Source organism: Allobosea psychrotolerans, from assembly GCF_002917105.1.
In the GTDB taxonomy this organism is placed as follows: Bacteria; Pseudomonadota; Alphaproteobacteria; order Rhizobiales; family Beijerinckiaceae; genus Allobosea; species Allobosea psychrotolerans.
Genome location: NZ_PQFZ01000036.1, coordinates 1 through 21,361, shown reverse-complemented (window position 1 = coordinate 21,361; position 21,361 = coordinate 1). Strand labels below are relative to the sequence as shown.

Genomic DNA, 21,361 nt, shown 5'->3' with positions numbered 1-21,361 from the left:
TTCTCCGGCACGCGCTTCCTGACCTTCCCGCCGCCGTCCTTCTCGCTGCGCTGGTATGAGGAGTATTTCGGCAACCCGGCCTGGATGCAGGCGACGCGGATGAGCGCGCTGATCGGCATCCTCACCGTCATTGTCGCAACCCCGCTGGGCGTCGCCGCCGCCTACGCCATCAGCCATTCGCAGACCAGGCTGATGCGCTCGCTCCACATGGTGCTGATGCTGCCGCTGATCGTGCCGATCATCATCATCGCGATCGGCATCTTCTTCGTCTACGCTAAGATCGGCCTGATCCAGACGCTGACCGGGCTGGTGCTGGCAAACGTCATGCTCGGCCTGCCCTATGTCATCACCTCGGTCGTCGCCGGGCTGCAGAGCTTCGACAAGACGCAGGAGATGGTGGCGCGCAGCCTCGGCATGAACCGCCTGCGCGCCTTCCTCACCGTGACATTGCCGCAAATCAAGGCCAGCGTCTTCGCCGGCGGCATCTTCGCCTTCATCTCGGCCATCGACGAGACGATCATCGCGCTCTTCGTCTCCGGCGGGCAGTACCAGACCCTGACCAAGCGCATGTTCACCGCGCTGCGCGACGAGATCGACCCGACCATCGCCTCGATCTCGACCCTGCTGACGGCCGCCTCCTTCATCCTCGTCCTGCTGGCGATGAGTGGGCAGAAGAAGACGGCCTGATGCCAGCAATCGACCGCAATCCCCATCGTCACACAGAGGAGCTATCGATGATCACACGTCACGACATTCAAAACGGCCGCCTGAGCAAGGTTCTGGTCGCCAACGGCTTCGCCTTTCTGTCAGGGCTGACGGCAAAGGACCGCAGCGGCGGCGTCAAGGAGCAGACCGCCGACATCCTGGCGCAGATCGACGGCTATCTGGCGATGGCCGGCACCGACAAGACCAGGATCGTGGTCGGCAATATCTGGCTCAAGGATATCAGCACGTTCAACGAGATGAACGCGGCCTGGGAGGCCTGGGTCGACCCGAAGCAGCCTCCGGCCCGTGCGACGGTGGAATCGCGCCTTGCAGCCGATAATATTCTTGTCGAGATACAGGTTCAGGCACTGGTCTGATCCGACAAGCGTCGCCTACGGATAGTGGAGCCGGTGCTGTCATCGGCTCCACCAGAGTTCAGCGCGATCGATTGCGACATGCCCCATTCAAAAGCCGGCCCGAGCCCTTCTCCCAGCGATTGCTCCTGGTGGTTCAGCGACGCGCTGCGCACTGAGGGCCATCGACCTGCCCAGCCGTCTCTGTCGGGGACGATCACAGCCGATGTCGCGATCGTCGGCGGCGGGTTCACCGGCTTGTGGACCGCGCTCGCACTCAAGGAGCGGGCTCCGCATCTGTCTGTCGTGCTGATCGAGGCCTCGCTTTGCGGCTCGGGGGCAAGCGGCAAGAATGGCGGGAAGGTTCACGGATACTGGGCCTCGCTCGGCGGCATGGCCGAGAATCTCGGAGATGACGGCGCGCTTGCGGTTGCACGCGCCGGGACCCGCGCGCAGGACGCCATCCGCGCCTTCGCCACCGCGCCGGGCCGTGACGTATGGTGGCGCGAGGCGGGAAATATCCGCGTTTCGGCGGCGCCCGCGCAGGACGCCAAGATCACAGCCTATGCGGACACCGCCCGCCGCCTTGGCGAGCCCGACAGCGCCCAGGCGCTGACACGAGAGCAGGTCGCGGCGCATTGTCGTTCGCCCGCCTTCCGTGGCGGGGTGTTCTTTCCAGAGGGCGCCAATGTCCATCCGGCGCGCCTGGCGCGTGCGCTGCGGCAGGCTGCGATCGAAGCCGGCGTCGTCGTTTACGAGAATACGCCGATGAGCGGCCTGGACGCGGGCTCGCCCAACCGGATCCGCACGCCGGCAGGGGAAATCCTGGCCCGCGAGGTCGTGCTGGCCACCAATATCGGGCTCGCGAGCCATCGCGACATCCGTGCCCATGTCAGCGTCTTCTCGTCCTACGCACTGATGACCGAGCCCGCGCCCGAAAAGCTCGAACAGATGGGTTGGAGCGGCGATGAGGGCCTCGCCGATCTGCGCATGTTCGTGCACTATTTCCGCAAGACGGTGGACGGCCGCGTATTGATGGGTTCGGGCTCGGGGCCGATCAGCTATGGCGGGAATGCGACCGATGCCGGTTTGACCACGGACAGGGCCTCCGGGGCCCGCGCGGAAAGAGCACTGCGACGGCTTCTGCCGAGCCTGGCCGATGTCGGCATATCCGGGGTCTGGGGCGGCGGCATCGACGTGTCCTCGGATCGCCTGCCGTTCTTCAAGACCATGCCGGGTACCCGGATCCATTATGGCTGCGGCTATTCCGGCCATGGCGTGAATCCGACCTATATGGGCGGGCAGTGTCTGGCATCACTGGTGCTCGGCGCGAACGATATCTGGGCCAATCTGCCACTGTGCACGCGGAAATTGCCGTCATTGCCGCCGGAGCCGTTCCGAGCCCTTGGTGGGCGTCTGGTTCGCTGGGGTATCATCGGCTGCGAAGAGGCCGAAGAACGCGAAGAGCGGGCGGGTATCGTCCAGCGCGCGGCCGCGGCGATTCCTAAGGTCTTCGGCCTGAGGATCGGCACGCGATAGGGGGAGGGCAGATCAGGCAATGGCCGGATCCGTTCGGATTGGGAGTGGCCTGATGTGATGGACGCCCCCCGACGTGATCTCCCACGGCGCGGCCGGATCGCCGGCTTTCACCTCGACCGAGCCTGCGGCATTCCCTCCATTCGGGACCGGAACGCCGCGCCCGTCGAACATGAAAGCAAGCAGCGGGAAGCGACGTGACCCGGCGGAGCCAAAGGCTCCGGCGGGGCGGGGTGAACGCGGTCTCCCACTTGCGTGTGTCAGCCTATCCAGAAAGGTCTCGGATCGATGCCAAATGACGAAGTCCTGATCAGGCCCGGACGTCCGGACGACATTCCCGAATTGATGGCTATCTTCAATCATTACATCGAGAACACGAACGCCCGCTTCACCACGCAGCTGCTCTCCCTGGAAAGTTGTCGGGCGTGGTTCGAGGGCTATGGCGCAGGCCGCTATCGCCTGCTGGTGGCGCATGACGGCGCCCGTCTGCTTGGAGCCGCCTATAGCAGCCGCTATCGGCCTTCCGCCGCCTTCGATACGACGGTTGAAACCAGCATCTATCTGCATCCCGACCGACGCCGGGGCGGAACCGGCACGAGGCTGTACAGCGCCTTGATCTCCCTTCTGCAGGATGAGGACGTCCATCTCGCCGTTGCCGGCGTCGCGCAGCCCAACGAGGCTTCCAACGCCTTGCATCGCAAACTGGGTTTCGAAGAGGTCGGAACCTTCAGGGACTATGCGCGCAAGCGCGGCCTGTGGATCAGTTCGACATGGTTCCAGCGGCTCGTGAATGCAGGTTAGCGCGACCGGCGCGACATCGATGTGATTGCGGCAAGCCCGCCTTTCCATCGGCGCAGCCCCTCTCCGGACAGGCAAACGATCTGCTGCAACGGCAATGATCTGCAGCAATTCCTGCTCGACACGGGCTCGTTACAGGAGCAGCCGCAAGCTCGCCGGACACTATGATCGCAGCGGAAGCGAGGCTGATCGCTTCGCCAATCGGGAGCAGCGATGATGGATGTCATCAAACCCAAATACGTGACCTTCGATTGCCACGGGACCCTGATCTATTTCGCGATGGCGGACGCTGCGCGCGCGCTTTACGGCGCAAAGCTGGACGAGCCCGCCATGGGCAAGTTCATCGATGATTTCTCGGCCTACCGCCTCGACGAGGTGATGGGCGACTGGAAGCCTTATGAGGCGATCGTCTACAACGCCCTCGAGCACACCTGCCGTCACAACGGCGTCGCGTTCCGCCCCGAAGATGCGCGCTGGGTCTATGAGCAGGTCCCGAGCTGGGGGCCGCATGCGGATGTGCCGGCCGGCCTCGCCAAGGTGGCGAAGGAGATCCCCCTCGTCATCCTCTCCAACGCGATGGACGAGCAGATCCCGCATAATGTCGCCCGGCTCGGCGCGCCCTTCCATGCCGTCTACACGGCGCAGCAGGCAGGAGCGTACAAGCCGCGCTTCAAGGCCTTCGAATACATGTTGGACCAGCTCGGCTGCGGGCCCGAGGACATCTGCCATGTCTCCTCCTCGTTCCGCTACGACCTGATGTCGGCGCATGACCTCGGCATCAAGCACAAGGTCTGGGTGAATCGCGGCCACGAGCCGCCAAATCCCTATTACGGCTATGTCGAGATCCGCGACATCGGCGGTCTGCCGGCCGTCTTCGGCCTCTGAAAGCCGAAAACGCGGCCGTTCAGCCCCTTGTCCTGATTGCGGCGGCATCCGTGACGATGCCACTGGCGCAAGCGCCAGGCCGCGTAATCCCGACGCGGCGCCGTCAGTCCGCTGCGAAATCTAGCGCTTCGGCGCCAGATTTCGCAGCGGGACGCTGCGCGTCTCGAAAGGTTTTCTCAGGACGATTCTGTTGGAGAACTTGATGATGCCGACATCGAGCTCGAGCATATGATCTCTGATCGCGCTGAAGCGCGACATGCTGTCGACGATGATCTTCAGGATGTAATCGCAGCCGCCGCTGACATTGTAGCATTCGGTGATCTCCGGCAGTGTCTCGGCCGCCTCCTCGAACAGGCGAAAGCTGTCGCGCCGGTGTTCGCTGATGGTGATCTCGCTGAAGACCGTGATGAAATTGCCCAGCTTCTCCAAGGCGATATTGGCGTCATAGCCCCGGATCACCCCCGCTTCCTGAAGACGTTTGACCCGGGCGAGGCAGGGGCTGGGCGAGAGGCCCACGGCAGCCGACAGCTCGACATTCGAACAATGGCCGTTTCGCTGGATATGATCGAGCAGCTTGATGTCGAGCCAATCGAGTGAAACTGCGGTTTCCATGCGCTTACATTCGTCCGGGATCGGGAGCTGCGCCAGAGCATTTTCGTCACGCGAACCGGTGTTCCCTTCGCTCGAAAAGGCTCTACGGGGCGGCAGCGCCGAGCGCATCCTGGAGCGCCTGGAGGAAGCGATCGACATGAGCCGCCTCGCAGATCAGCGGCGGACGCACCTTGAGCGTGTCTTCATTCGCACCCGTGGTGCTGATCAGAACGCCGTCATCGCGCAGGGCATTGACGATGGTCAAGGCCATGGCGCGGCGTTGGGCGGCGGCCATGCCGTCGAGGCCGATATCGATGCCGAAGAACAGGCCGGCATGGCGCACGGCCCTGATGCCCGCCAAGCGACTTGAAAGCTGCGCGAGCCCGGCGTCCAGGCGCGCGCCCATGGCGAGCGCGTTCTCAAGGATCCGGTCCCTTTGCAGAATCGTCAGGACCGCATCGGCGGTGGCGATGCCGACGGTGTTTCCGGCGAAAGTATTCGAGTACCGGGCCGTGGCGCCGAAACGGTCCATCGCGGCATGACGCCCGACGACCGCGCCGATCGGAAACCCGTTGCCCATGGGCTTCCCAAGCGTGGCGAGGTCGGGCGCGATGCCGTGCCGCTCGAAGCCCCACATATGCGCGCCGGTGCGTCCGAAACCCGGCTGAACCTCGTCGGCGATGAAAAGACCGCCGGCCTCGCGAACCGCTGCGACCGCGCCGGCGATGAAGCCGGGAGGATCGACCCAGACACCGTCGCTCGAAAAGATGCTGTCGATCAGCAGCGCCGCAACGCCGATGCCGCGCCGGTTCAGATCCTTGATCGCGGCCCGCACCTGCGCTTCGAAGAACGCGGCCGCCTGCGCATCCGCCACTCCTGCGGGGCCCGGCAGGTCCACCATGCGCACGGAGGGGCTGAGCTGCACGGCCTCGCCGAGATTGGGCGAGACCATTGCGACCGCCGCGCTCGTGCCGTGATAGGCATAGGACGAGACGATCACGCCCTCATTGCCGGTGACGAGCCTGGCGATCCTGAGTGCGAGGTCGTTGGATTCGCTTCCCGTGCAGGTGAAGACGACCCGGTCGAGCTCCCCGGGAAAGGTCGCGACGAGCCGCTCGGCATAGTCGACCAGCTGCGGTTCGAGATAGCGCGTGTTGGCGCTGATCCGGCCGGCCTGCGCCGCCATGGCCGCGTTCACCTCCGGGTGGCAATGCCCAAGAGAGGGAACATTGTTGTAGAAATCGAGATAGGCGCGGCCATCGGGGTCGTAGAGCCACATCCCTTCACCGCGAACGAAGTGGACCGGCCGGCGGTACTGCAGGCGATAGGACGAGCCGAGCACCGCGTCGCGGCGGGCGATCAGGGCCGCATCGCGCGGCGCGATTTCGGCTTCGCCCGGCCTGTAGCGGTTGGGCATGAGATCGACGGACATGAGCTTCACCCTGTTCGACAGAAATGCGGGGACAATCCGGTGTGAGGCGCCTGGCAACGCCTGCAAAGGCAAAATCGAGGCACTCTACGACATCGCTGCCGCCTCCATGACGGCTTCCCGCTCCCTGGCGGGATCGAGCGGGGCGAGGATGGCCAGGCCCTGCTCGGCCCGGGCGACGTTCTTCTTGATGTAGTCGGCATTGGCGGGAAACAGGTGCGAGCGCCAGTAATTGATCAGGATCAGGGCGCTCTGGCGCGCTCGCATCAGCCCGACGAGCAAGGCGGCTTCATCGGGCGAAAGCGGCAGCGCCGCAGCATAACCGGCAATCAGATGCTCCGCACCGCCCAGCGGCAGGGCAGGGTCGCTCACCAGGTGGCTCGCCGCGATGGCGAGGTCCTGGATCCTGGGGCCCCAGCAGCCATCGCCGAAATCGATGAAGGCGATGCCATCCTCGCTCACCAGCGTATTGAACGGGCTCGGGTCGTTATGGGCGACCTGCCAGGGGACGCTGCCGATCGCGGGCGCGATCGCGCCTTCGTAATCGCGCATCGAGCGGGCAACCGCTTCGGCGACCGGCCCGGGCGGCAGATAGCGCTGCAGCTCCATCAAGCGCGGCCAGCATCTGACATGCCAGAGCACAGGGCGATGCATCGCCGGGAGGTCGCGCCGGCCCAGGGCGAGATCGAGCTGTCCGAGCGCGCAGCCGACATCGCGCAGCAGCCCGGGCGACCGCGCCACCCTATGCATCGGTGTGCCCGCCAGGCGGGTTTGCAGATAGCCGCAGACGCCGTCCTCCGCGAACATCAGCGCGCCGCCGCCGGTCGGCAGGATAAGGGGCGCGACGAACCCGGCCGCGCCTGCCACCGTGGCGATCGCGGCAGACTGGAAACGGAAGCTTTCGACCGCCTCGGGCCGCCGCGACGTCTTCAGGATCAGGCGCCGGCCATCGGGCAGCGCAACCTCGGCCGTGCATTCGACTTCGGACGACAAGGTCGTGATCTGGCCGGACAGGCCATAGTGCCGCGCCAGCAGATCCGCCAGGACGCCCTCCTCGACGACGCTCGGCGGCGCCGCCAGCACCGCTGCGGCCTCGCGGAAATAGGCGTCCAGCGCGACCGGGGAGGCCAGGGCGGGTTCCCACGCCGTTCCGGCCGACAGGATGGGCCGGCCTGCGTCGCCAGCAAGACCGGCATCGTCATCGACACTCAAAACCGCTCTCCGCAATGTGCCGCGATCGGCGATCGGGCACGGGCGCTCCGTCCTCGCATCGGCGATAGGCCCGGTGGCTCGCTGAGATTAGACGGGGACCGGCGCGTAAGATCGGCGGCCGGCTGCAATAGGAAGCAGAAGATTTCGCGTTTCTCACAACCTTCGGCAGAAGATTTGGAGAGTTTCGAGAAGGGAGATGGCCGGGTTTTCGAACGCCTATCAAGTCCCTTTTCCGCGGATTTGGATCATCGCGTCATCCTCGACCACGTTTTCAAAACGCCTCCAACCCAAGTCTCTCCAAATGCCTCGGAGTTGGAATGGTTCATGGGAGGGTGGTCAAAATGCCCGCGGCCACTCACAGACTTTGCACGTCGGACATGGTGGCCTGGAACTGCGCGATCAATCCGCTTGGCCGCCATTGCTTTTCGACGCCGCCTTTGCCGAGCAGGCCCATTTGGATCAACCGGGATCCAAAGCCTCGCCGGCTGGGCTCGCTCACATTTGGGCCCCCCGACTCCTGCCAGGTCATCCGCAGCGTCGGCTCGGCCCCGCGCTGGTCGATCGTCCAGGAAAGGTCGATTTCGCCCGCGGGCGCTGATAGCGCGCCGTACTTGGTCGCGTTGGTTGCCAATTCGTGGAGGAGCAGCGAGATGGAGACTGTCGCCTTCGGACCAAGGTCGATGTCGGGGCCGGACGTCGAGATGCGGCCGCCGTCGCCATGGAGGTCGAGCATCGGTCGAACGACTCCGATCAGGGACGCGGCCGTCCAGTCCTGCTGAAGCAGTTGGTCATGGGCGGCGCCCATCGCAGCTATGCGTCTGCTGAACGCCTCTACGGCGTCTCGCTCTGTCACGCCTTTCAGCGTTTGGGTCGCAATGGCCTGCACCATGGCCAGCGTGTTCTTCATGCGATGCGCGATCTCGGCATTCAGCACTGCTTGCTGCCGCTGAGCGTCGTCAAGGTCCCGGAGCGCCTTGCGCAGCTCCAGCTGCCGCATGACCTGGCGGGCCAGCACCCTCAAGGCGTCCTGCTGGAGACTGGTGAGTTCGCGAGGCTGGTAGTCCAGGACGCAAACGGTGCCGATCGCATGGCCTGCGGCGGTCCTCAGCAACGCACCGGCATAGAACCGCAGCTTCGGCTCGCCCGTGACCAGGGGATTGCAGTCAAAGCGCGGGTCCTTGGTCGCATCCGGGACAAGGAGAAACTCCTCCTCCAGGATCGCCTTCGCGCAGAACGAGCTGTCCAATGGCGTCTCCCGGACGCCCAGGCCGACCTCGGCCTTGAAGAACTGGCGATGCTCGGCAATCAGGTTTACGACGGCGATGGGGGTCCCGCAGATACGCGAGGCCAGGTCCGCGATTTCATCGAAGTCCCCCTCCCGCGGGCTGTCCAGCATGTTGAAGCTGGCCAGCGCCTCGAGACGCTCCCTCTCCTGTAGCGCGATGTTCACAACAGAATCCAAGCGTGCGGAATAATGACTCTCTCAATCGCACCTTGGAGCAGGCGAGCATAGCGCTTTTGAAATCTCCCGGCCCCTTGGGCGCATCTCCGCTTCCAGGCCTGGGGAGACGTCCGGAGCTGGCGCATATGACCAGAGTGGATTGGCCGCCAAGCGCGGCCAATCTCGTCAGCGCCGATCAGATGGCGGACTAGCGGATGGGTGGGGCGTATTGCAGGCCGCCCTTGGACCACAGATTATTGGCCCCACGCGGAATGCCGAGCGGCGATGCCGGGCCCAGGTACTTATCGTAGCTCTCACCGTAATTGCCGACCTGCTTGACGATCCGGTAGGCCCAGTCCTTCGTCAGGCCGAGACCCTCACCCAGATTTCCGTCGACACCCAGAAAACGCTTGATCTCCGGATTGGTCGATTTGGCCTGTTCGTCGACATTGGCGGAGGACAGCCCCAGTTCCTCGGCGTTGATCATCGCGTAATGCGTCCAGCGGACGATGTTGGCCCAGGCCTCGTCGCCCCGACGGACAGCGGGCCCAAGCGGCTCTTTCGAGATCAGTTCCGGAAGCACCACGAAGTCCTGAGGATTGGCGACCTTGAGACGGTAGGCATAAAGAGCGGAGGCGTCCGTGGTGAAGGCGTCACAGCGTCCTGTCTCGAAGGCCTTGATGGCCTCGTCGCCTGAGGCGAAGCTTACCGGCTCGTATTTCAGCGAATTCTTCTGGAAGAAATCGGCTATGTTCAGCTCGGTTGTCGTGCCGCCCTGGACGCAAACAGTCGCCCCGTTCAGTTCTTTCGCGGATTTGACGCCCAGGGTCTTCTTGACCATCAGCGCCTGGCCATCGAAATAGGTTATCGCCGAGAAGGACAGGCCAAGCGTCGTGTCGCGGGAGAGCGACCAGGTCGTCTGCCGCGACAATACGTCGACCTCACCCGACTGCACGACCGCGAAGCGATCCTTCGGGTTGAGCGGGATATACTTGACCTTGCCGGCATCGTTCAGCACCGTCGCCGCTACGGCGCGGCACAGGTCGACATCGAACCCGGCCCATTGTCCCTGCGCATTTGGCAACGAGAAGCCGGGGACGCCGGGGCTCGTCCCGCAGATCAGCTCGCCGCGCTCCTTGACCTTTTCGAGCGTGCCGGCCTGGGCCGCCGCTGCCGCGGCGAAAACCGCCGCTGCTCCGAAAACAACCTGCAGTGGCCTCATCATTTCCTCCCGGCGTTCTTTAAAGGTCATAAGGCTAGCCTATTGTCGCTTCGGCCCGGCGTCAACTGCCAGCCTGTCGTGGCTTCGCAGAGATTTGCGCTCGCAAGAGTCGGGATTTAACGATAAAAGCGACATATATTCAGTTGGCTTGCCCTCAGGGAGCGTGACCATCGTGCTCGACACGGCAAGCGGCGATCGTTATAGGCCATAAAGCTAATTGATAGATCGATGCCAACCGGACGAAGAGCGCGCAATGGGCGACATGATACTCCACTGGTCACCTCGATCACCGTTTGTCCGAAAAGTGATGGTGGCCGCGCATGAGCTGGGCCTGGCCGATCGGATGACCCTGCGGCGGACGGTGGTCCAGATGACGAGGCCGAATCCGGACCTGCTGCCCGACAATCCGCTGAGCAAGATCCCGACCCTGGTTCTGGGCGATGGTTCGGTGCTGATGGATTCCGGACTGATCTGCGAATATCTCGATTCACTGGCCGGCGGCGGCATCATCATTCCCGCCGCGGGGCCGGCGCGCTGGAGCGAGCTCGGCCGCCATGCCCTCGCGACCGGGTTTCTCGACCTGCTCATCCTCTGGCGCAACGAGCGCAACAAGCTCGTCGAGAAGCAGACGGCGGAATGGCTGTCGAGCTTCGCGACCAAAGCGTCGGCCGTTCTGACGCGTTTCGAAGGCGGCGCCGGCCCAATCGCGCCGGGTCCGCTGCCGCTTTCGGGCATAGCGCTCGGCTGCTGCCTGTCCTATCTCGATTTCCGCTTCGTCGATCTCGACTGGCGGGCAAGCCATCCCCGGTTGGCGCAATGGCACGACGCCTTCCGTCAACGCCCGTCGGCCATCGCCACCGAGGTCCGAAGCGATGGTTGAGGCGCGGCGCCAAGGCCCCCTGAGCCACGTCCGGGTCCTTGATCTCAGCCGGATCATGGCCGGTCCATGGGCGACCCAGATCCTGGCCGATCTCGGCGCCGACGTGATTAAGGTGGAGCGGCCGGATACCGGCGACGACACTCGCGCTTGGGGACCGCCATTCCTGAAGGACGAGGCCGGCAATCCGACCAGCGAAGCCGGCTACTACCTCTCGGTGAACCGCGGGAAGCGCTCGATCACCGTCGATATCACCAGCGCGAAAGGGCAGGACATCATCCGCCGGCTTGCGGCCACGAGCGACGTCGTCGTCGAGAACTACAAGGTCGGGACGCTCAGGCGCTATGGGCTCGACTACGCGGCGCTCAAGGCGATCAATCCGCGCCTGGTCTTCGCCTCGGTCACCGGCTTCGGGCAGACCGGCCCGCGCAGATCCGCCGCGGCCTATGATTTCGCGATCCAGGCGATGGGCGGACTGATGAGCGTCACCGGCGAGCGCGAGGGCATGCCGGGGGCAGGGCCGCAGAAAGTCGGTGTTCCGATCGTCGACATCATGACCGGGATGTACACGGCAGTCGGCGTGCTCGCAGCGCTTGTCCGGCGCAACGAGACCGGCGAGGGTGACAATATTGACCTCGCCATGCTGGATGTTCAGACCGGCTTCCTGGCCAACCAGGCGATGAACTGGCTGGTCTCCGGCCGCACTCCGGTGCGCGGCGGCAACCGCCATCCCAATATCCAGCCCCAGGACGTCTTCCCCTGCGCCGATGGTTTCATCGTGCTGGCGGTTGGGAATGACGGGCAATTCGCCAAGCTGTGCGAGGCCCTGGGCGAGCCGCAATGGGCAAGCGATGCGCGCTTCGCCACCAATCCGGCGCGCGTGACCAACCACGCCTTGCTCGATCCGTTGCTGCGGGCGGCCTTCAGCCGCTTCGATCGCGCCGCGCTCATCGGTGCGCTCGATGCGGTCGGCGTTCCTTGTGCTGCGATCAACACGGTGCCTGAAGTGTTCGACAATCCGCAGGTCAAGCATCGGGGCATGCTGCGCAACCTGCCGCATCCGCTCGCTGGCAAGGTTCCTCAGGTCGTGAGCCCGCTGAACTTCGAGAACGCGCCGCTCTCTTTCGATCGTCCCCCGCCCTTGCTCGGTCAGCATACCGACGAGATTCTTCGCGACATCGGCCTGGCCGAACAAGCTTGATGGACAACAGAATGGGGCGCCTCCACCTTCCTGCCGTCGATGAGATGACGCCCGACCAGCGCAAGGTCTATGACGAGGTCGTCTCCGGCCCACGCGGGCGGCTGGTCGGTCCGCTGCGCGCCGTCATTCACAGTCCGGAACTGGCGACGCGCTGGTCCCGGCTCGGCGAGTTCCTGCGCTATGCGACGCTGCTGCCGGCCAGGCTCAACGAGCTCGCCATCATCGTCGCCGGCCGCCACTGGAACAGCCAGCTGGAGTTCTACATCCATGCGGAAGCAGCGAAGGCCGCCGGCCTCGACGCCGCCAGCATCGAGGCCATTCGGTTGGGCCAGGCGCCGGTCTTCGCCGAAGACGAGGAGCGCGAGGTCTATGAGTATGCCCGCCTGCTCCTCCAGACCGGCAGCGTCTCGGACGAGGTCCACGCCGCGATCGTCGAGCGATGGGGCCCCAGGGGCGCGGTCGAGCTGACCGGGGTGATCGGTTACTACACGATGGTGTCGATGACGCTGAATGCACACGGAATTCCGCTGCCGGATGGAGCGGCGCCGCCGCTCCCCAGGTTGCAGGATGGGCCGACTTGCTTGCCCACGGCCTTGCGAGCGATCGAGGAAGCCGGCCGTGGCTGAAACCGTCGCCCCGAGATCGCATCGGGCGCCCGGCTGGATGCTGCCGGCCGGTGCCTGCGACGGCCATGCCCATGTCTTCGGCCCCTATGAGCGCTTCCCCGTCTCGCACCGGATGCACTATGAGCCGCCGCTGGCTCCCGCCGCAGCCCATCGCGACATGCTGGAGCGCATCGGCCTGGCTGGTGGCGTCCTCGTCCAGCCCGGGGCCTACGGCGAAGACCCGTCTGCGATCCTCGACGCCCTGGCGCGAGGTGGCGGGCGCCTGCGCGGCATTGCCGCCGCCAGCGAGCAGGTCCCCCAGGCCGATCTCGATCTCTGGCACGCGGCGGGCATTCGCGGCCTGCGCTTCAACGACATGACGCTGCCCGGCGGTACCGGCCCGTTCCCGGGCTCGGTCGGCACCGAGTCTCTTGCGGCCATGGCTCCCGGCATGCGGACGCGCGGATGGCATGCGGAGATCTGGGCTGGGATAGACCGCCATGTCGCGAACTTGCCGCTCTATCGCGCCAGCGGCCTTCCGATCGTGCTGGACCATATGGCCGGCCTGCAGATCGCGCGCGGGCCCGACGATCCGGCGTTCAAGGCGATCCTCGATGCGCTTCGGGAAGGCTGGCTCTGGATCAAGCTCGTCCTGTGCCGCTGCTCGCAGGATTTTCCGGACTATGCCGATGCCCGGGCGTTCCATGATGCCTTTATCGCGACCAACCCTGACCGCGTGATCTGGGGCTCGGACTGGCCGCATCTGCGCCTGGCCGAGCGGGCTCCCGATATCGGGCATCTGCTCGACCTGTTCGCGGTGTGGGTTCCGGATGCGGAGCTCAGGCGGCGGATCCTCGTCGACAATCCCAGCAAGCTCTACGGGTTGTGATGCACGCCGAAGCCGCGTCCGATACGGAGTCCCAGATGACCAACGCCCTTGAATGCCTGACGGTGGACGTCAGCGATTTCGTCGCGACGGTGACGATCGACCGGCCGCCGGTCAACGCGCAGAATCGTCGGTTACGGGAGGAGATCGTCGCCGTCTTCGACAGCCTGAGCGACCGCGCCGATGTGCGGGCGATCGTGCTGACCGGTGCTGGCAAGACCTTCTCTGCGGGCGCCGACCTCAAGGAGCGGCCTGGCTTGGCGCAGGAGGCGGGCGCCTATCCGCGCCATAACCGCCTGGTGCGCGCCTCCTTCGATACGGTGATGGAATGTGCCAAGCCGGTGATCGCTGCCGTCAATGGCGCCGCCATCGGCGCAGGATGCGTGCTCGCCTTGTGCTGCGATATCATTCTCGTGGCGGAGGACGCCTTCTTCGCGATGACGGAAGTCGATGTCGGTCTGGCCGGCGGCGTCAGCCATGTCAGGCGGTTCTTCCGGGAATCCGACGCTCGGATGCTGATCTATACGGCGCGCCGTGTGCGCGGCGCGGAGCTCTACCGGATGGGCGTCGCCTCGGATTGCGTGCCGGGCGAGCGCCTGCTCGGATTGGCGCAGGAGATCGCGCGCGAGATTGCATCGAAGAGCCCTTCGGCCGTCCAGGCGGCCAAGCGATCCTTCAATGTCACCGAAGGTCTCGAGCTGCGTGACGGCTATCGTTTCGAGCAGTCGCAGACCGTTGCGCTGGCCTCCTCCGAGGATACGAAGGAGGCGCAGCTTGCCTTCGCCGAGAAGCGCAGGCCGGTTTTCGGAGGCGGCTGAATGCATGCGCCTGACCCTGTCGCCCTGCACCACGCTTCGGACGGTGTCGCAGTCATCACGCTGTCTCGCCCGGAACGCCGCAATGCTCTGAATCTCGCCATCAAGGGACGCATCGCCGATGCTGTCCTGGCGCTCGAGGCCGACGCAAGCGTGCGCGTCATCGTCCTGACCGGCGCGGTCGACTATTTTATCGCCGGCACGGATATTGCCGAGATGGAGCCGATGAGTCCGGCCCAGCATCAAGCGCTCGAGACCGATCGGATGTTCACGGTGCTGCGGCGCTGCCCGAAGATCCTGATCGCGGCGGTGGAGGGCTATGCCTTGGGCGGCGGTTGCGAGACGGCCCTGTGCTGCGACATGATTGTCGCCGGCGAAGGCGCGCGCTTCGGCCAGCCGGAAATCCGTGTCGGCATCATGCCCGGCGCCGGCGGAACGCAGCGATTGCTGTGGACCATTGGCAAATACCGCATGATGAAGTTGGTCTTGACGGGCGAACTGCTGACTGCGGCCGATGCCTTCCAGGCCGGCCTGCTCTCGGAGATCGTGGCGGATGGTAGCGCTCTGCCGCGCGCGCTGGCCATAGCCAGGACCGTCGCTGCCATGCCACCGCTCGCCGTCCAGGCGATCAAGGACGTCGTGCAGCGCGGGCAGGACCTGCCCCTGGACACTGCACTGGCGCTGGAGCGCAAGGCCTTCGTCCAGCTTTTCGACACGCAGGACCAAAAGGAGGGAATGCGTGCCTTTCTGGAGAAGCGTCCGCCCCGGTTCACGGGGCAGTGAGAGCTAGAGCATTCTCGAGCGAAGTGGACACCGGTTCGCGTGACGAAAATGCTCTAGCGCAGCTTCACGTCGAATTTGACGACATCGCCGCGATAGATGCCCTTCGCGTCAAGTACCAGCATCCCGTCCTGATCCAACGCTTGCCGATGGACGAAGGCGACCGGCGAATCCAGCGAGATCCCGAGCGCTTGGCTGGTCTCGATGTCCGCCGTACCGATGGTCAGCGTCTGGCGCGCATCGAGAATCTCGACGTCCTCGACTTCCGAGATCAGGCGCAGGGCCGTCTTGGATTCGAGATCGCGCTGGGTGATGCGATTGCGCAGCCTTTCGTCGATATGGAGATCGGCCAGAAGGAAGGGCTGCCCATGCCGCCAGTGACGGCGCCGGACATGCCGATAGGCCGGCGCAAGCTTTCCGATCTGCTCCTCGAAAGCATGAAGAGCCACATCCGGCTCGTCGTGAAGAATCTCGATCGTTGCGTCGTAATTCGGCCTGAGCAGGCCAGACCAGTCGGTGCCGACCTCGCACCACAAATTCTCGGCCGGCCGGCGGCGCACGAACGTTCCCCGCGCCCGGTAGCGCTCGATCAGCTGCTCGTCTTCGAGCAGGTCGAGCGCTTGGCGGATCGTCGCTCGCGCCACGCCGCATTCCCCCGCGAGCTCGTCGACGGTTGGAATCTGTGCGCCGACCTGCCACTGCCCGGCCTCGATCCTGCGCCGGAACAAGGTGGCGAGCTGATGATAGCGCGAAATACCGGTTCGTTTGAAATCCAGTGGCTTCGAAGAAACGCTGCGGACGATCATGCGGCTCCAGATGTGACCTGAGACGATCGACAGGCTAGCGCAACGGCCGGCGATTGACGAGCGCTGGGTACGACATTAATCCAATGAACTAGCTTATTGTCCTTTTTGAGCGGCCCGACGATGCGTAAAGCCGTGGACCGCCTTTTGTCGCCAAGCTGCCGGGACGGATCATCATGCACAACGTCGTCGAGATCACCGGCCGGAATTTGAACCCAGCAGGAATCGTACGGACCGCCCGGCTCGGGTGGAAAGTCGTCCTCGCGCGCGAAGCGATCGAACGCATCGGCCGCGCACGCGAAATCGTCGACGAGGTCGTCCGCAAGGGCGAGAAGATTTACGGCGTCACCAGCAGCGTCGGCGCCAAGACCGGCACCATGCTCGCGCCCGACCGGATACCCGAATTCAACCGCCGCCTGCTCCTGACGCATAACATGGGACACGGCCCGCTCGCCTCGCATGAGACAGTGCGGGCGATGATGGTCGTGCTGCTCAACAGCATGGCGACCGGCTATCTCGGCGTCAGGCCCGTCATGGCAGAGATGCTGGTCGAGGCCCTCAATACAGATCGCCGGATCGACGTCCATCACTGGGGCTCGATGGGCCAAAGCGACATGTCGCCCATCGCCGATCTCGCGCTGGAACTCTACCGGGACCATGAATTCGCGGCCGGCGAGGCGCTTGCCCTGCTGAACTCCAGCGCCTTGTCGATCGGCACCGCCGCTCTCGCCTTCCACGACCTCGAGCGGATGCTCGATTTCGCCACGCTTGTCGGGGCCTTCAGCATGGAGGGGTTTGCGGCCAATCCGTCGATTGTCTCGGAAGCCGCACTGATGTCCCGCCCCTTCGATGGTGTTCTGCGCCACGGCCGCGCGATCCGAACCTATCTCGCTGGCAGCTATCTCATGCAGCCAGGCGGCCCGCGCCACCTCCAGGATCCGCTGAGCTTTCGCTCGCTGCCGCTGATCCACGGCAATGCCGCCGACAGTCTGGCCTTTGCCGGCCGGCAACTCGCCATCGAACTGAGCGCGAGCCAGAACAATCCGATCGTGGCGATCGAGCAGCGCCAACTGGTCTCGGTCGCCAATTTCGATATGGTCGCACTCGCGATGGCGCTGGACACCGCCCGGCTGGGCATGATGCCGGTGGTGACCAGTTCTACGGAGCGATTGGCCAAGCAGGCGGATTCGTTCTGGTCGGGCTTGAGCGTCGGCCTGATCGAGGAAGATGGCGTCGGCTTGCCGGGCTTCAACGGGCTCGCGCAGTTCCATAAATCGATTACGTCGGAGGCGCGACTTCTGTGCGCCCCGGTCGTCGGCGAATTGGCCAGTTCAAGCCACTCCAACGGCAATCTTGATCGCGCGAGCATGGCAGGTCTTGCTGCGCGCCGCACGGCTGAGCTCGCCGGGCTCTGCAGCTCGATCTTCGGCTTGGAACTCATGGTTGCGGCCCAGGCCGTGGACATGCGGCAGGCCAGGCCGCTTGGCGCAGTAACCTCTGAGCTTTTTGCGTTGGTCAGGCGCGCCATTCCATATGCTGGCGCCGGGCAACGTGTGCCTCATGCCGGGCGATTGATCGACTATCTCATTGCCAGTGAGGCTGAAATCGACCGCCTCATCGCCATGGCGTGACTCCCTTACGTCCGGTGCGCGCCTGTTTTGGCTCAGGCCTTCGCGCCACCGGCGGGATATGGCCTGAATTCGCCGCTGGCAGCTCCGCTGCACGGCGACGGATCTTTGAAAACGCGGCATGGGGACCGCCATGGCGGAAACGCGTCATGGGCCCGCAGCGCCCGTCGCGGAGTTGCGCCATGCCGATGGTCCTGTCTCGCAGGACCATCAGCGGACGCGATCGGCTCAAGCGGCGTCACGTACGACGCTCACTTTCCGTCGTCCGGCGCTTGCAAGCCGGGCTGAACCCCGCTCTATCGTCGCCCATGACGAGGACGCCGAGCGGTGGGGCGATACGATGACGCAAGGCGACACGGCCTCCGCACCATTATCGCTTGCGGCGCTGGGCTGGACGGATTTCTTTGCAGATCAATGCGAACCGGACGAGGCCCGCCTCCAGCCCGCGCGCATCGCCACTGTGCACCGCTCCCGCATGAGCGCCATCACGCCCGACGGGCCGATCAGGCTCAAGCTGCCGGTCCATGCCAATACAGGCGAGTTCACCGTGGGTGACTGGGTCCTGGTGGAGCCCGGCACGCATCTGCTGCGGCGCCGGCTGGAGCGCGCGACGGTGTTGGCGCGGCGCACCGAGGGCAGCACGACGCCGCAGCTCGCCGGGGCCAATATCGACACGCTGTTCATCGTCACCTCCTGCAATGCCGATTTCAACGTCGCGCGCCTGGAGCGCTATCTTGCGCTGGCCAATGAGAGCGGAGCCGAGCCGGTCATCCTGCTGACCAAGGCCGATCTCGTGCCGGACGTGCAGCCCTATCGCGACCAGGCCGCCGCCCTGCAGCGCGGGCTGGCCATCGCAACCGTCGATCCGCGCAGCCCTGACGTGGCGGCTGCGTTCGCGCCCTGGTGTCGCGAGGGCCGCACGCTCGCGCTGGTCGGTTCGTCCGGCGTCGGCAAATCGACGCTCGTCAACGCGCTTGCCGGCGCCGTCGAGGGCGAACCGCAGCAGACCGGCGACATCCGCGCTCACGACGCCAAGGGGCGCCACACCACGACGTCGCGCTCGCTGCATGCGATTGCCGGCGGCGGCTGGGTGATCGACACGCCCGGCATGCGCACGCTCCATGTCAGCGATGCGGCGTCCGGTCTCGAAACGCTGTTCGCCGAGATCACGGAACTCAGCCCGCACTGCCGCTTCCGCGACTGCACCCATGAGCACGAACCCGGCTGCGCGGTGCGGGAGGCCGTCGCCAAGGGCGTGATCGACCCTGAGCGCCTGGCACGCTGGCGCAAGCTCGACCTGGAGAACAGGGCAAAGACGCCGGAGGTGAAGGGGCCGAGGGGGAAGCGGCGCTAGGCGCGGGCGGCCAGCTCCGGCCCGGCAAGTCCGGCCGGCGACGCCGTCTCGGCGCTGCAAGCGGGGAGGGGCCGGCGCTCGCCCCTTGCCGCCTTCGCAAGGGCGCGAAGCGGGCCGCGGCGACCAGCCCGGCTCAGAGCGCGCCCCGCCCGCTCACTTTCCCGCCTTGTGCACATCCGTCGCCAGCGTCAGTTCGTCGATCCTGGGGTCGTAGCGCAGCGCTGCGCGCGTCGCCCAGATGTTCTTGAAATGATAGAGCGGGATGATCGCGACGTCGCTGGAGACGAGCTTGACCGCGTCCAGCACCAGCTTTTCGCGCCTGGCCTCGTCGGTCTCGCTGATCGCCGCGGTGGTGAGCGCGTCGAGCGCGGGGTTTGAATATTGCGCCCAGTTGTAGAGGCCCCAGCCGGTCTGCTGGCTGCGGGTCGCGAGCAGGTCGCGCAGCAGGCCGGTGCCCTCCATCGAGTTGTTGCTCCAGCTGCCGAGATAGGCGGAGAACTGGCTCTTGGCGCCGCGCGTGGAGTAGACGCTGAAGGGCATCGCATCGATCGCGACCTCGACGCCGATCCGGCTCCACATCTGGGCCAGCGCCTGGGCGACCTCGACGCTGTAGGGCGTGCGGTCATTGGCGGTCGAGAGCGTCAGTCTGAAGCCGTCGGGGAAGCCGGCCTCTCCCAGGAGTTTCTTGGCCTTCTGCACGTCATAGGCCGGGACCGGCGTCTTGGCGTCGTATCCGGGGATGCCGGCCGGCAGCCACTGGCCGGTCGGGGTCGCCGTGCCCAGCACCACGCGCTCGGTGATGCCGGCGCGGTTGATCGCCAGCGACAGCGCCTCGCGCACCTTCTGCTTCGTCAGCGGCGAGGGTTCGATCTTCGCGCCCTTCTTGTCCAGCACCGCGGGCGCGTCGGGCGCCGGCTGGATCATCGGCACGACATAGTTGACGCGCATGCCGGCGATCTCGGCGACCTTGACCTTGTCGGAGGATTGCAGGCGCGGCAGGTCGCTGGCAGAGGGCTGGTCGATCACGTCGATATCGCCCGCCAAAAGGGCCGCGGTGCGCACGGCGACATTGGGGATCAGGCGCAACGTCACGCTCGTCCAGGCGGGCTTCTTGCCCCACCATGTGTCATTGGCGACGAGCTCGATGCGCTCGCCCGGCTGATAGGCGGAGAATTTGAACGGGCCGGTGCCGATCGCGGCCTTGCCGCTGTTGTAATCGGCCGTGGTCGCGTCCTGCCCGGCATGGCGCGAGACGATGGCAAGCCGCGTCAGGTCGCTCGGCAGATTGGGGATCGGCGTCGCCGTGGTCAGGCGGATCAGCAGCGGGCCCGCGACCTCGACGCCGGTGATCGGCCGGATGATGCCGGCAAAGCCGCCGAGATTATTGGGCACGTCGAGCGCCCGCTTCAGCGTGAAGGCGACATCGTCGGCGGTGAACGGCTTGCCGTCATGCCAGGTCACGCCCTCGCGCAGGGTGAATTCCCAGACCGTCGGCGAGGTCGCGCGCCAGGCGGTCGCCAGCCCCGGCGCGAGCTTGCCGTCGGCCATGCGGTCGACCAGCCGGTCGAAGATATGGAAGGCGACGAGGTTGTTGGGCGTGGTCGAGTAGAAATGCGGATCGAGCGAATTGACGGAGCCGCCAAGCCCGATGGTCAGCTTCTCCGCCCGGGCCGGAGCGGCACCCAGCGAAGCGACACCCATCGCAACAGCGAACGCGCCGGCCAGGCGCGGCATCCGCAGCGTCAGAGAAGAAGCCATGGCCATCCCCTTTATTATTGTATGTCAATAACTAATATTTGAAGACAATTTCCGTGGGCTGTCAAGGAGGGGCTGGTCCGCCCACCCACGCGCCGTCGTCCCGGGCGGAGCGAAGCGGAGACCCGGAATCCGAAGCGCGTCATGGTCGGGCTTGACCCGAGAATCTCGTGAAGCAGAGCCCTCTGGTCATGAGATTCTCGGGTCAAGCCCGAGAATGACGGAGAGTGCGCGCGCTTCCCTTCTCCCCTCGCGGGAGAAGGTGGCTCGGCGACGCCGAGACGGATGAGGGGGCGCTGTGAGCTTTCCATCTCGCCGAAACACGACGCCATCCTGACAGGGCACGGCGCCAACCTGACAGGGCACGGCGCCCCCTCATCCGGCGCTGCGCTGTCCTGCCTGGATAGATTGGTGACAGACGAGCCCGGATAGAAGGGTGACAGTTTTTCCCTTGATAGTTGGGAGGGCTGGACCATGCCGTGGCG

Annotated in this window: 20 protein-coding genes; 13 read left to right on the top strand and 7 right to left on the bottom strand. The window is 65.3% G+C overall.

The annotated features are described in order from the left end of the window. From CYD53_RS29120 to CYD53_RS29100, 5 genes are all read left to right on the top strand, one after another. The coding region (locus CYD53_RS29120) for an ABC transporter permease (RefSeq protein ID WP_103721565.1) at positions 1-687 on the top strand (687 nt) is incomplete at its 5' end. 47 nt (positions 688-734) lie between these two features. Then, positions 735-1,082, top strand: a complete 348-nt coding sequence (locus CYD53_RS29115; RefSeq protein WP_181012078.1) for a RidA family protein — start codon at positions 735-737, stop codon at positions 1,080-1,082. Between the two features lie 78 nt (positions 1,083-1,160). Then, on the top strand, positions 1,161-2,597 hold the full coding sequence (locus CYD53_RS29110) for an NAD(P)/FAD-dependent oxidoreductase (RefSeq protein ID WP_103721564.1): 1,437 nt from the start codon (positions 1,161-1,163) through the stop codon (positions 2,595-2,597). 285 nt (positions 2,598-2,882) lie between these two features. Beyond that, complete coding sequence (locus CYD53_RS29105; RefSeq protein ID WP_103721563.1) at positions 2,883-3,395, top strand: GNAT family N-acetyltransferase; 513 nt, start codon at positions 2,883-2,885, stop codon at positions 3,393-3,395. 213 nt (positions 3,396-3,608) lie between these two features. Then, positions 3,609-4,277, top strand: a complete 669-nt coding sequence (locus CYD53_RS29100; RefSeq protein WP_103721562.1) for a haloacid dehalogenase type II — start codon at positions 3,609-3,611, stop codon at positions 4,275-4,277. A gap of 120 nt (positions 4,278-4,397) precedes the next feature. Here CYD53_RS29100 and CYD53_RS29095 read toward each other — a convergent pair whose 3' ends face one another. The 5 genes from CYD53_RS29095 to CYD53_RS29075 all read right to left on the bottom strand — a co-directional run bounded on the left by CYD53_RS29095 (position 4,398) and on the right by CYD53_RS29075 (position 10,175). Continuing rightward, a complete protein-coding gene (locus CYD53_RS29095) occupies positions 4,398-4,889 on the bottom strand; it encodes an Lrp/AsnC family transcriptional regulator (RefSeq protein WP_103721573.1) in 492 nt (163 codons plus the stop codon). Positions 4,890-4,971: 82 nt separating this feature from the next. Continuing rightward, entirely contained in the window at positions 4,972-6,300 is a 1,329-nt protein-coding gene (locus tag CYD53_RS29090; RefSeq protein ID WP_103721561.1) for an aspartate aminotransferase family protein, read from the bottom strand. An 84-nt stretch (positions 6,301-6,384) separates the two neighbouring features. Continuing rightward, positions 6,385-7,509, bottom strand: coding sequence for a phosphotransferase (locus CYD53_RS29085; protein WP_245928486.1), 1,125 nt, complete (start codon positions 7,507-7,509; stop codon positions 6,385-6,387). 355 nt (positions 7,510-7,864) lie between these two features. Beyond that, positions 7,865-8,959 carry a sensor histidine kinase gene (locus CYD53_RS29080; RefSeq protein ID WP_245928484.1) on the bottom strand — a complete coding sequence of 365 codons (1,095 nt, stop codon included), beginning with the start codon at positions 8,957-8,959 and terminating at the stop codon, positions 7,865-7,867. 199 nt (positions 8,960-9,158) lie between these two features. Beyond that, positions 9,159-10,175 (bottom strand): amino acid ABC transporter substrate-binding protein, encoded by a 1,017-nt coding sequence (locus CYD53_RS29075; RefSeq protein WP_181012077.1) that lies wholly within the window; start codon positions 10,173-10,175, stop codon positions 9,159-9,161. Between the two features lie 250 nt (positions 10,176-10,425). Here CYD53_RS29075 and CYD53_RS29070 point away from each other — a divergent pair, with 250 nt between their 5' ends. From CYD53_RS29070 to CYD53_RS29045, 6 genes are read left to right on the top strand one after another with little or no spacing between them, the layout of a single operon-like run. Next, entirely contained in the window at positions 10,426-11,052 is a 627-nt protein-coding gene (locus tag CYD53_RS29070; protein WP_342751752.1) for a glutathione S-transferase family protein, read from the top strand. Then, positions 11,045-12,250: a CaiB/BaiF CoA transferase family protein gene (locus tag CYD53_RS29065; protein ID WP_103721560.1), complete on the top strand. Its 1,206-nt coding sequence runs from the start codon at positions 11,045-11,047 to the stop codon at positions 12,248-12,250. Before CYD53_RS29070 ends, CYD53_RS29065 begins: the two co-directional genes overlap by 8 nt. Positions 12,251-12,261: 11 nt before the next feature. Further along, complete coding sequence (locus tag CYD53_RS29060; protein ID WP_103721568.1) at positions 12,262-12,876, top strand: carboxymuconolactone decarboxylase family protein; 615 nt, start codon at positions 12,262-12,264, stop codon at positions 12,874-12,876. Then, entirely contained in the window at positions 12,869-13,744 is an 876-nt protein-coding gene (locus tag CYD53_RS29055) for an amidohydrolase family protein (protein ID WP_181012076.1), read from the top strand. The genes CYD53_RS29060 and CYD53_RS29055 overlap by 8 nt, the downstream gene beginning before the upstream one ends. 35 nt (positions 13,745-13,779) lie before the next feature. Further along, positions 13,780-14,559, top strand: coding sequence for an enoyl-CoA hydratase/isomerase family protein (locus CYD53_RS29050; RefSeq protein WP_103721567.1), 780 nt, complete (start codon positions 13,780-13,782; stop codon positions 14,557-14,559). Next, positions 14,560-15,339, top strand: a complete 780-nt coding sequence (locus CYD53_RS29045) for an enoyl-CoA hydratase-related protein (protein WP_103721558.1) — start codon at positions 14,560-14,562, stop codon at positions 15,337-15,339. Positions 15,340-15,392: 53 nt separating this feature from the next. Here the strand turns inward: CYD53_RS29045 and CYD53_RS29040 are convergent, their stop codons facing one another. Beyond that, positions 15,393-16,142 carry a GntR family transcriptional regulator gene (locus CYD53_RS29040; protein ID WP_103721557.1) on the bottom strand — a complete coding sequence of 250 codons (750 nt, stop codon included), beginning with the start codon at positions 16,140-16,142 and terminating at the stop codon, positions 15,393-15,395. A 173-nt stretch (positions 16,143-16,315) separates the two neighbouring features. Between CYD53_RS29040 and CYD53_RS29035 the strand changes: the two genes are divergently transcribed. Both CYD53_RS29035 and rsgA read left to right on the top strand, forming a co-directional pair. After that, on the top strand, positions 16,316-17,770 hold the full coding sequence (locus CYD53_RS29035) for an aromatic amino acid ammonia-lyase (RefSeq protein WP_103721556.1): 1,455 nt from the start codon (positions 16,316-16,318) through the stop codon (positions 17,768-17,770). A gap of 337 nt (positions 17,771-18,107) precedes the next feature. Continuing rightward, the gene (gene rsgA / locus CYD53_RS29030) at positions 18,108-19,121 is read left to right on the top strand and encodes a ribosome small subunit-dependent GTPase A (protein ID WP_103721555.1); all 1,014 of its coding nucleotides are present in this window, start codon (positions 18,108-18,110) and stop codon (positions 19,119-19,121) included. Between the two features lie 153 nt (positions 19,122-19,274). Here rsgA and CYD53_RS29025 read toward each other — a convergent pair whose 3' ends face one another. Then, the gene (locus CYD53_RS29025; protein WP_210202453.1) at positions 19,275-20,879 is read right to left on the bottom strand and encodes an ABC transporter substrate-binding protein; all 1,605 of its coding nucleotides are present in this window, start codon (positions 20,877-20,879) and stop codon (positions 19,275-19,277) included. Between the last annotated feature and the right edge of the window lie 482 nt (positions 20,880-21,361).

Coding starts and splice junctions, on each gene's coding strand:
- CYD53_RS29025 (WP_210202453.1), bottom strand. CDS start 20,879: ATGGCTTCTTCTCTGACGCTGCGGATGCCGCGCCTGGCCGGCGCGTTC.
- CYD53_RS29100 (WP_103721562.1), top strand. CDS start 3,609: ATGGATGTCATCAAACCCAAATACGTGACCTTCGATTGCCACGGGACC.
- rsgA (WP_103721555.1), top strand. CDS start 18,108: ATGACGCAAGGCGACACGGCCTCCGCACCATTATCGCTTGCGGCGCTG.
- CYD53_RS29045 (WP_103721558.1), top strand. CDS start 14,560: ATGCATGCGCCTGACCCTGTCGCCCTGCACCACGCTTCGGACGGTGTC.
- CYD53_RS29115 (WP_181012078.1), top strand. CDS start 735: ATGATCACACGTCACGACATTCAAAACGGCCGCCTGAGCAAGGTTCTG.
- CYD53_RS29110 (WP_103721564.1), top strand. CDS start 1,161: ATGCCCCATTCAAAAGCCGGCCCGAGCCCTTCTCCCAGCGATTGCTCC.
- CYD53_RS29095 (WP_103721573.1), bottom strand. CDS start 4,889: ATGGAAACCGCAGTTTCACTCGATTGGCTCGACATCAAGCTGCTCGAT.
- CYD53_RS29040 (WP_103721557.1), bottom strand. CDS start 16,142: ATGATCGTCCGCAGCGTTTCTTCGAAGCCACTGGATTTCAAACGAACC.
- CYD53_RS29065 (WP_103721560.1), top strand. CDS start 11,045: ATGGTTGAGGCGCGGCGCCAAGGCCCCCTGAGCCACGTCCGGGTCCTT.
- CYD53_RS29060 (WP_103721568.1), top strand. CDS start 12,262: ATGGGGCGCCTCCACCTTCCTGCCGTCGATGAGATGACGCCCGACCAG.
- CYD53_RS29035 (WP_103721556.1), top strand. CDS start 16,316: ATGCACAACGTCGTCGAGATCACCGGCCGGAATTTGAACCCAGCAGGA.
- CYD53_RS29075 (WP_181012077.1), bottom strand. CDS start 10,175: ATGATGAGGCCACTGCAGGTTGTTTTCGGAGCAGCGGCGGTTTTCGCC.
- CYD53_RS29050 (WP_103721567.1), top strand. CDS start 13,780: ATGACCAACGCCCTTGAATGCCTGACGGTGGACGTCAGCGATTTCGTC.
- CYD53_RS29090 (WP_103721561.1), bottom strand. CDS start 6,300: ATGTCCGTCGATCTCATGCCCAACCGCTACAGGCCGGGCGAAGCCGAA.
- CYD53_RS29105 (WP_103721563.1), top strand. CDS start 2,883: ATGCCAAATGACGAAGTCCTGATCAGGCCCGGACGTCCGGACGACATT.
- CYD53_RS29070 (WP_342751752.1), top strand. CDS start 10,426: ATGGGCGACATGATACTCCACTGGTCACCTCGATCACCGTTTGTCCGA.